The sequence below is a fragment of the Streptomyces sp. NH27 genome (genome assembly GCF_056859195.1).
In genome coordinates this window covers 1-8,064 of record NZ_JACEGK010000368.1, presented here as the reverse complement: position 1 = coordinate 8,064, position 8,064 = coordinate 1, and the positions used below count along the sequence as shown (strand labels likewise).

5 protein-coding genes are annotated in these 8,064 nt (G+C 72.0%); 3 read left to right on the top strand and 2 right to left on the bottom strand.

The window, feature by feature from the left end:
- Window positions 1–155 precede the first annotated feature (155 nt).
- Both AC13HU_RS26010 and AC13HU_RS26005 read left to right on the top strand, forming a co-directional pair.
- A complete protein-coding gene (locus AC13HU_RS26010; RefSeq protein ID WP_483044379.1) occupies window positions 156–863 on the top strand; it encodes a glycosyl hydrolase in 708 nt (235 codons plus the stop codon).
- A 271-nt stretch (window positions 864–1,134) separates the two neighbouring features.
- Window positions 1,135–5,265 (top strand): beta-galactosidase, encoded by a 4,131-nt coding sequence (locus tag AC13HU_RS26005; protein WP_483044380.1) that lies wholly within the window; start codon window positions 1,135–1,137, stop codon window positions 5,263–5,265.
- A 222-nt stretch (window positions 5,266–5,487) separates the two neighbouring features.
- On the opposite strand, the gene AC13HU_RS26000 is transcribed toward AC13HU_RS26005, so the two are convergent.
- Together AC13HU_RS26000 and AC13HU_RS25995 are read right to left on the bottom strand one after the other, a co-directional pair.
- On the bottom strand, window positions 5,488–5,874 hold the full coding sequence (locus AC13HU_RS26000; RefSeq protein WP_483044378.1) for an SAV_915 family protein: 387 nt from the start codon (window positions 5,872–5,874) through the stop codon (window positions 5,488–5,490).
- 355 nt (window positions 5,875–6,229) lie between these two features.
- The gene (locus AC13HU_RS25995; protein ID WP_483044377.1) at window positions 6,230–6,925 is read right to left on the bottom strand and encodes a TetR/AcrR family transcriptional regulator; all 696 of its coding nucleotides are present in this window, start codon (window positions 6,923–6,925) and stop codon (window positions 6,230–6,232) included.
- Window positions 6,926–7,340: 415 nt separating this feature from the next.
- Between AC13HU_RS25995 and AC13HU_RS25990 the strand changes: the two genes are divergently transcribed.
- The coding region (locus AC13HU_RS25990) for a LysR family transcriptional regulator (protein WP_483044376.1) at window positions 7,341–8,064 on the top strand (724 nt) is incomplete at its 3' end.

Below are 8,064 nucleotides of genomic sequence, written 5' to 3'. Positions count from 1 at the left end.
CGACCCCGGCGCCGACCACGCCCTCGCCCTCGACCACCGCGCCCAGGACCCGCAAGCCGACCCCGAAGGCGACCCCGAAGCCGACCCCGCACCCCCCGGTCGCGGCACCGCCGTCGCCCGCCGCGCCCGCGACGTCCACCCGTAAGGGCGTCGGCGTGTGGACCTTCGACGGCGTGAACGCCGCGCTCCAGCAGTCCGGCGCGAGCTGGTACTACACCTGGTCCACCACCCACGCCGGCATCAGCGGCTCCGGCTTCGTACCGATGATCTGGGGTGCCGACAGCGCGAGTTCGGCCGCCCTCGCACAGGCGAAGGCCGCGGGGCCGTACCTGCTGGGATTCAACGAGCCGGACATGGCAGGGCAGTCGAACATGACGGTCGACCAATCGCTGGCGTTGTGGCCGAAGTTGGAGTCCGCCGGGAAGGTGCTGGGCAGTCCCGCGGTGGCGTACGGCGGGGACGCGTCCGGCGGCTGGCTGGACCGTTTCATGACCGGCGCGCGGCAGAAGGGCTACCGCGTCGACTTCATCACGCTGCACTGGTACGGCGGGGACTTCACCACAGCCGACGCCGTCGCCCAGCTCAGGTCCTACCTCCAGGCCGTCCACGACCGTTACCACAAGCCCATCTGGCTGACCGAGTTCGCGCTCACCGACTTCTCCACCGGCAGCGCCCGTTTCCCCGGCGCCCAGCAGCAGGCCGCCTTCCTCACGGCCGCCACGAAGATGCTCGACGGCCTGCCCTACCTCCAGCGGTACGCCTGGTTCGGCCTCCCGGCCAAGGACGGCGCGCCCAGCACCGGCCTCTTCCACAGCGGCCCGGTGGTCACGGACGAGGGCCACGCGTTCGAGCGCGCGCGCTGACACACACCACCCCGGAGAGGTGCGGCGGGCCGGCCCCTCCGCCACATGGTGAACACAAACCGACGCAATCGAACAGGTCGGTACACAGCTTCCTGTGTCCGATCTATTGTGCGACCCCGCACCCCCTCCTATTGTTCGACTTCGATTGATTCTGTTGGGAGTTGGCCCCTCGGGGAACGTGGAGGTCGCAGTGCGAAGTCATCCGACCGGTGGCGTGTCCGGCAGATCCCAGCGGCGCCGAGGGCGGTGGTGGGCGGGTCTTGCCGCGGCGATGGCGATCGCCCTGTCCGCGGGCACCACCGCACCCGCCATGGCGGCAGGCGCCGCGCACACCGCGGCCGCGAAGACGGCCGACGCGGCCACGACGGACAACGCGGCCAAGGGACACACCGGTTCGAAGCCGCACACGGTGACCTTCGACGGCTACTCCTTCCTCGTCGACGGCAAGCGCACGTACCTGTGGTCGGGCGAGTTCCACTACTTCCGGCTGCCGAGCCCGGACCTGTGGCTGGACATCTTCCAGAAGATGAAGGCCGCCGGGTTCAACTCCACCTCCCTGTACTTCGACTGGGGATACCACTCGCCGAAGCAGGGCGTGTACGACTTCACCGGGGTACGGGACGTCGACAAGCTGCTCGACATGGCCCAGCAGGCCGGCCTGTACGTGATCGCCCGCCCGGCGCCGTACATCAACGCGGAGGTCGACGGCGGCGGTCTGCCCGGGTGGCTGACCACCAAGGAGGAGAAGAACCGCACCGACGACCCGCAGTTCCTGAAGTACTCCGACGAGTGGCTGACCCAGATCGACCGCATCATCGCCCGGCACCAGCTGACCAACGGCACCGGCACGGTGATCGCGTACCAGGTCGAGAACGAGTACTACAACGGCTCCGCGTCGGCCCGCGCCTACATGAAGCACCTGGAGGACAAGGCCCGCGCCGACGGCATCACCGTGCCGCTCACCGGCAACAACAACGGCACCTTCAACTCCGGTGACGGCGCCCTGGACGTGGACGGGCCCGACGCCTACCCGCAGGGCTTCAACTGCTCCAACCCCACGAAGTGGAACGGCGTCCCGGACCTGAGCTACGACCACCCGGCCGGAAGACCGCTCTACACACCGGAGTTCCAGGGCGGCGCCTTCGACCCCTGGGGCGGCCCCGGCTACGACAAGTGCGCCCAGCTGATCAACGACCAGTTCGCCGACGTCTTCTACAAGCAGAACATCGCCGTCGGCGCGACCGCCCAGAGCTTCTACATGACCTACGGCGGCACCAACTGGGGCTGGCTCGGCGAGCCGGAGAACTACACCTCCTACGACTACGGCGCCGCGATCCGCGAGACCCGCCAACTCGACCCGAAGTACGACGAGGACAAGCTGATCGGGTACTTCACCCAGTCGGTGGCCCCGCTGACCAAGACCGACCCGATCAAGGCGTCGCCGCCGGACGACACCGCCGTGATCGACACCGCCCGGATGAACCCCGACGCCAAGACGCAGTTCCACGTGCTGCGGCACTCGGACTCCACCTCCACGGCCACCGACAAGACCCACATCGCACTGGACCTCAACGCCCAGCCGATCACCGACACCAGCTACACCTGGGACGACCCCGACGCCACGCTGCAGTACTCCGGCAACTGGTCGCACGTGTCGAACCAGAGCTACACCGGCGGCGACTACAAGAACACCGAGTCGTTCTCCAACACCGCCGGTGACTCGGTCACCATCCCCTTCGACGGGACCGCGGTCCGCTGGATCGGGCCGAAGACCAACAACCACGGCTACGCCGACGTCTACCTCGACGGCACCAAGGTCGCGACCGTGGACGACTTCGGCAGCGAGAGCCAGGCGGTGGTCTTCCAGAAGACCGGCCTGACCGCCGGCGCGCACACGCTGAAGATCGTCGTCGACGGCAGCCACAGCTCGGGCTCCACGGACAACTTCGTCTCGATCGACGCCATCGACGTGCCGACGGCCGCGTCGGTCCTGCCGACCTACCCCGTCGTGCCGCAGCAGCCGGGCACCGCGATCACGCTCGACGGCCGCGACTCGCACATCATCGTGGCGAACGACAAGCTCGGCGACTCCCAACTCCAGTACTCCACCTCCGAGATCATGACCACGGCGACCATCGCCGGCCGGGACGTCTCCGTGCTGTACGGGGACGCGGGCAGCGACGGCGAGACCGTGCTGCGCTACACGTCCAAGCCGACCGTGACCAGCACCGGCGGCCAGGTCGCCACGACCTGGGACGCGGCCACCGGCGACCTGCGGCTGAACTACACGCACAAGGGCCTGATCCGGATCAGCATCAGCGGCGGCGGCTCCCGCCCGAGCCTGCTGCTCGTCGGCGACAAGCCGACCGCGGAGACCTTCTGGCGGCAGGACACCGCGACGGGGCCGGTCCTGGTGCGCGGCAGCCACCTGCTGCGGACGGCGACCAGCCTGGACGGCGGCCGTACGGTGGCACTCACCGGCGACAACGCCGACGACAAGGACCTCGAGGTGTTCACCTCGGCCGACCACGTCACCTGGAACGGCCGCGCGCTCGACGGCCGGGCCGCCGCCGGCGCCGCGGGCCGCACCGGGCAGATCCCCGTCGCCGCCCCGGTGAAGCTGCCGGCGCTGACCAACTGGAAGCACGCCGAGGAATCCCCCGAGTCGGCGCCCGGCTTCGACGACTCCAGCTGGCAGACGGCCGACAAGTCGACCACCAACAGCTCCTCCGGCGTCAACTCGCTGCCGGTGCTCTACGCCGACGACTACGGCTTCCACACCGGCAACACCTGGTACCGCGGGCGCTTCCGGGCCGGCGACGGCGAGACGGGCATCCACCTGGTCTCGGACTCCGGCGGCGGGGCGCAGGCGTTCTCCGCCTGGCTCAACGGCACCTTCCTCGGCAGTTCCACCACCGGCAGCGCGGACTTCACCTTCCCGGCCGGCGCGGTGAAGCCGACCGGCGACAACGTCATCTCCGTCCTGACGGTGAACATGGGCCACGAGGAGGACTACAACTCCTCCAACGGCAACAAGTCCGCCCGCGGCCTGACCAGCGCCTCGCTGATCGGCGCGCCGCTCACCCCGGTCACCTGGCGGTTGCAGGGCGTGCGCGGCGGCGAGGACCTGATCGACCCGGTGCGCGGCACCCTGTCGACCGGCGGTCTGTACGGCGAGCGGGCCGGCTGGTCGCTGCCGGGCTACCCGGACGCGAAGTGGGCGAACACCACCTTGCCGGCGACCGACACCCGGCCCGGCGTCTCGTGGTACCGCACCGACGTCAAGCTCAACCTGCCGAAGGGCCAGGACACTTCACTCGGGCTGACCTTCACCGACGACCCGTCGCGCAAGTACCGCGCCGAGATCTTCGTGAACGGCTGGCAGGTCGGCAACTACGTCAACTACCTCGGCCCGCAGCACACTTTCCCGGTGCCGAACGGCATCCTGAACCCCGACGGCCACAACTCCATCGCCATCGCGGTGTGGAACCTGGACGGCAGCACCGGCGGGCTCGGCAAGGTCGCGCTCACCAACTACGGCAGCTACGCCTCCTCGCTGAAGGTGGCGCAGAACAACAGCCCCGGCTACAACCCGGTGAAGTACGCGATGCCGGCCGCGCCCGGGGTCGCCACCTCGCTGGACGTGCCGAACACCGCGAAGTCCGGGCAGGCGTTCACCGCCACCTCGACGGTGCGCGTCCCGGCCGGGCAGCCGACGGCCGGCGCGCTGACCGCCTCGCTCGCCCTGCCCGACGGCTGGAGCGCGAAGGCAACCGGCGCCGGGACGGTGGCCCGTCTCCAGCCGGGCAAGTCGGCCACCTTCAGCTGGAAGGTCCAGCCGCCGAGCGGCACCCTCGCCTCCGCCGCGGTGCTCACCGCCACGACGCACTACGTCCAGCGCGGCCGCAAGGCGACCAGCTCCGACGAGCGCGTCATCGAGGCGGTCCCGCCGGTCCCGCCGGCCGGGCAGAACGCCGTGAGCGACCTGCCGTTCCTGTCCGCCACCAACGGATGGGGCCCGGTGGAGCGCGACATGAGCGTCGGTGAACAGGCGGCCGGGGACGGCCGTCCGATCAGCATCAACGGTGTCGGCTACGCCAAGGGCCTGGGCACCAACGCGGTGAGCGACGTGCAGCTCTACCTCGCCGGCCAGTGCACCCGCCTCACCGCGGACGTCGGGGTCGACGACGAGACGGGCGGCGGGGGCACGGTCACCTTCTCGGTGATCGCCGACGGCAAGACGCTGGTCACCACCCAGACCATCCGCGGCAAGCAGGCAGCCGTGCCGATCGACGTCGACATCACCGGCGCCCAGGTGGTCGACCTCAAGGTCGGCGACGCAGGCGACGGGAACGGCAACGACCACGGCGACTGGGGGGCGCCGACCCTGACCTGCGGCTGAGGTTCCGGTCAGCCTCCTTTGAGTCCCCGCACCGGCTGCCGGCCGGTGCGGGGACTCAGGGGTTCCGGGGACCCGGCCCCGCCACGGTCAGCCGAAACAGCCGGTCCGCCTCGGCGGGACCTCGGCATCCCGCTCACCGGCTTCCAGAAGTGGGCGCAGGAGCACATGCGGGTGGACGCCTGATCCGCCGGGCCGGAAACGTGGCGGCGGCGGAGCCGTCGGTCAGGGTGCCGCGGACTCCGCCGCGCGGGCCGGGCGGGCCGTGTGCAGCGCCGTGGCGGCAGAGGTCGCGGGGGCGCCCCAGGAGGCCGGCGGGCGTGCGGTGAGCACCGGGTCGACCGTCACATGCCTCGCCCCGAGCGGCTCGGCGAGCCGCCGCAACGCCGGCTCCGAGAGCCGGATCCACGGCTGCGTCGGCCCGAGCACGGACCGCAGCCGCCGGTCGGTGGTGAAGGCGACCGCGGTGCGCGTGCCGAAGGGCGTCCGCCACAGCCGTACGACGTCGCCGGCGGGCCCGCGCCGCACCGGTACGTAGAGCGCTCGGCCGGCCGCCCCGTCGGACTCATCGGCGACACCGGCAACGGACGGCTGGTGCTGGCTCACGTGCATGTCTTTACGGTAACCCGCCGCCGTCTCCTCGTCCGCGCCGGTCCGGGTGCCCCGCACCGCGCCCGGGCCGCATCGGCGGCCGCCCGGCGGGCCGCCGGCCGGGTTCGCCCATGGCCGATGACCAGGCCGGCCGCCCCCGACCGCTGCCGCGCGCCGGACACCCGATACGCAGCTACGCCCGAACGGGTGAAGCCCGCACCGATCCGGCGACCGGCCCGGACGTGCTGAACGTCACTGCCGCTCGGCGGGTCCTGCCGGAGTCCCGGCGGGGCCGGAACCGGCGCCATGGGCCGGCGGATGGGCGTCCGGCGGCCAGGGCCTGGGGGAACGACGGTGCGCCGGCGTCCGGACGGCGTCAGGCGCGGGTGTTCGACACGGCCGCGATGCCGGTCAGATATCCGTGCAGCACCGTCTTGAACTCCCTTGCCAGCCTGGTCTGTTCACGGGTGGTCGAGCCCTCCAGCGCCGGCAGCATCGCCCTGACGATGTGCACCACGACCTTGGCGCAGCGCCGCCGGTTGGCAGGCGTCAGGTCGGGCGCGGCGGCGGCGACCACCGTCTCCATGACGTGCTGGGCACCGGATTCCAGGGTGGCGGTGGAGGCGGCGGTCCTGACCGGGGGCGCGGTACCGGCGAAGAGCGGCCGGAAGGCGGGGCTGGCCCGGCTGAAGGCGAGCACCGGGTCGACCATCCGGTCCACCAGTTCGCCGATCGGCATCTCGCCGAGCGCCGGGTCCCGCACGAACCCGAAGACGGTGCGGAGTTGGGAGAGGTAGCGCTCCGCGAGGACCTGCGCCATCGCCTCCTTGTTCGGGAAGAACTGGTAGAGCGTGCCGGGAGAGGCGCCGGCCCGGGCGGCGATGCTGTTGGTCGTCGCGGACTCGTAGCCGACCTCGGCGAACTCCTCGGCCGCGGCGTCGAGGAGTTGCGCGATGCGCCTCTCGCCGCGGGCCAGCCGCCGTTTCGGCGCGGGCACGGGACGGTCGGAGCCGGTGGCGGGGCGGGCTCCTGCCGTGGCGGCCTGGGCGTCCGGCGGTGGTGTGCGCGGCATTCACTCTCCCGGTTGCGAACCACGGTCGGCCGCCGGTGCCCTGCCTGCCCGGGAACTGTCCCCGGGGGCGGGCCGGCCGACCGCCGCGCAGGTCACGGCGGCCGTGCCAGCGTAACGCGCCGACCCCAACTAACATGGGCCGGCGGCTGTTTGACATGCTGAACGTACACTCATACGCTGACGCCCTTACGAGTGAAGACTCGTAAGTAGACCGGTCGCACCGCGGGCATGGCCCGCCCACGTGTGCGGCCGAGCGGTCCCCCGGGGCCCGCGGCGCCGTCACACCCCGTACGTGGCAGCGCCCGACCCCGGATGCGGTGGGCACCTGCTCCGTGCCGAGCCGAGGGACCGCTCACACGGCCCCGCCCTGCCTCCTCGCGAGGCCGGGGCGGGGCCGTACCCGTACCATCCGTGCGTGGAACTGCGCCAGTTGAGGTACTTCGTCATGGTCGCCGAGGAACTGCACTTCGGGCGGGCCGCGGACCGGCTGCACATCGTGCAGTCCGCCGTCAGCCAGCAGGTGCGGCGGCTGGAACGCGAGTTGGGCGCGGAACTGCTCGACCGCTCGCCGCGGCACGTACGGCTCACCGAGGCGGGCGCCCGGTTCCTGCCCGAGGCGCGCGCGGTGCTGGCCGCGGAGGAGCGGGCCCGGGCCGCCGTCACGCAGTTCGCCGACGTCCGGGCCCGTACGCTGCGGCTCGGCACGAGCACCGGGCTGGGCGTGCACCTCGACCGGGTGCTGGACGCCTTCGCCGACCGCGCCCCCGGCTTCACCGTCGAGCTGGTGTCGGCCTCCACCCTGGACCGGCTGGAGGGCGTCGCGGCCGGCGAGCTGGACGCGGCCTTCGTCCGCGGGGACTGGCCGTTGCCGGCCCGCGGCGCGGTGGGTGCGGGCGGCCGGGCCGCGCTCCAGTGCGCGCCGGACGCCGAGGTCGACGGGGTGTGCGTGGTGCCGCTGTGGGCCGAGCCGCTGGTGGCGGTGGTGTCCGCGCGCAACCCGCTCGCCCGGCAGGCGGACGTGGCGATCGAGCAACTGGCCGAGGTGCCGCTGCGGTTGGTGGCCCGGCGGACCAATCCGCCGCTGGTCGACCTGGTGGTCGACGCCTGCGCCGCGGCCGGGTTCGAGCCGGTGCCCGGGG

Excerpts from the sequence above, each read along its gene's own strand:
- AC13HU_RS26000 (WP_483044378.1), bottom strand. The coding sequence starts at position 5,874 with ATGCACGTGAGCCAGCACCAGCCGTCCGTTGCCGGTGTCGCCGATGAG.
- AC13HU_RS25995 (WP_483044377.1), bottom strand. The coding sequence starts at position 6,925 with ATGCCGCGCACACCACCGCCGGACGCCCAGGCCGCCACGGCAGGAGCC.
- AC13HU_RS26005 (WP_483044380.1), top strand. The coding sequence starts at position 1,135 with ATGGCGATCGCCCTGTCCGCGGGCACCACCGCACCCGCCATGGCGGCA.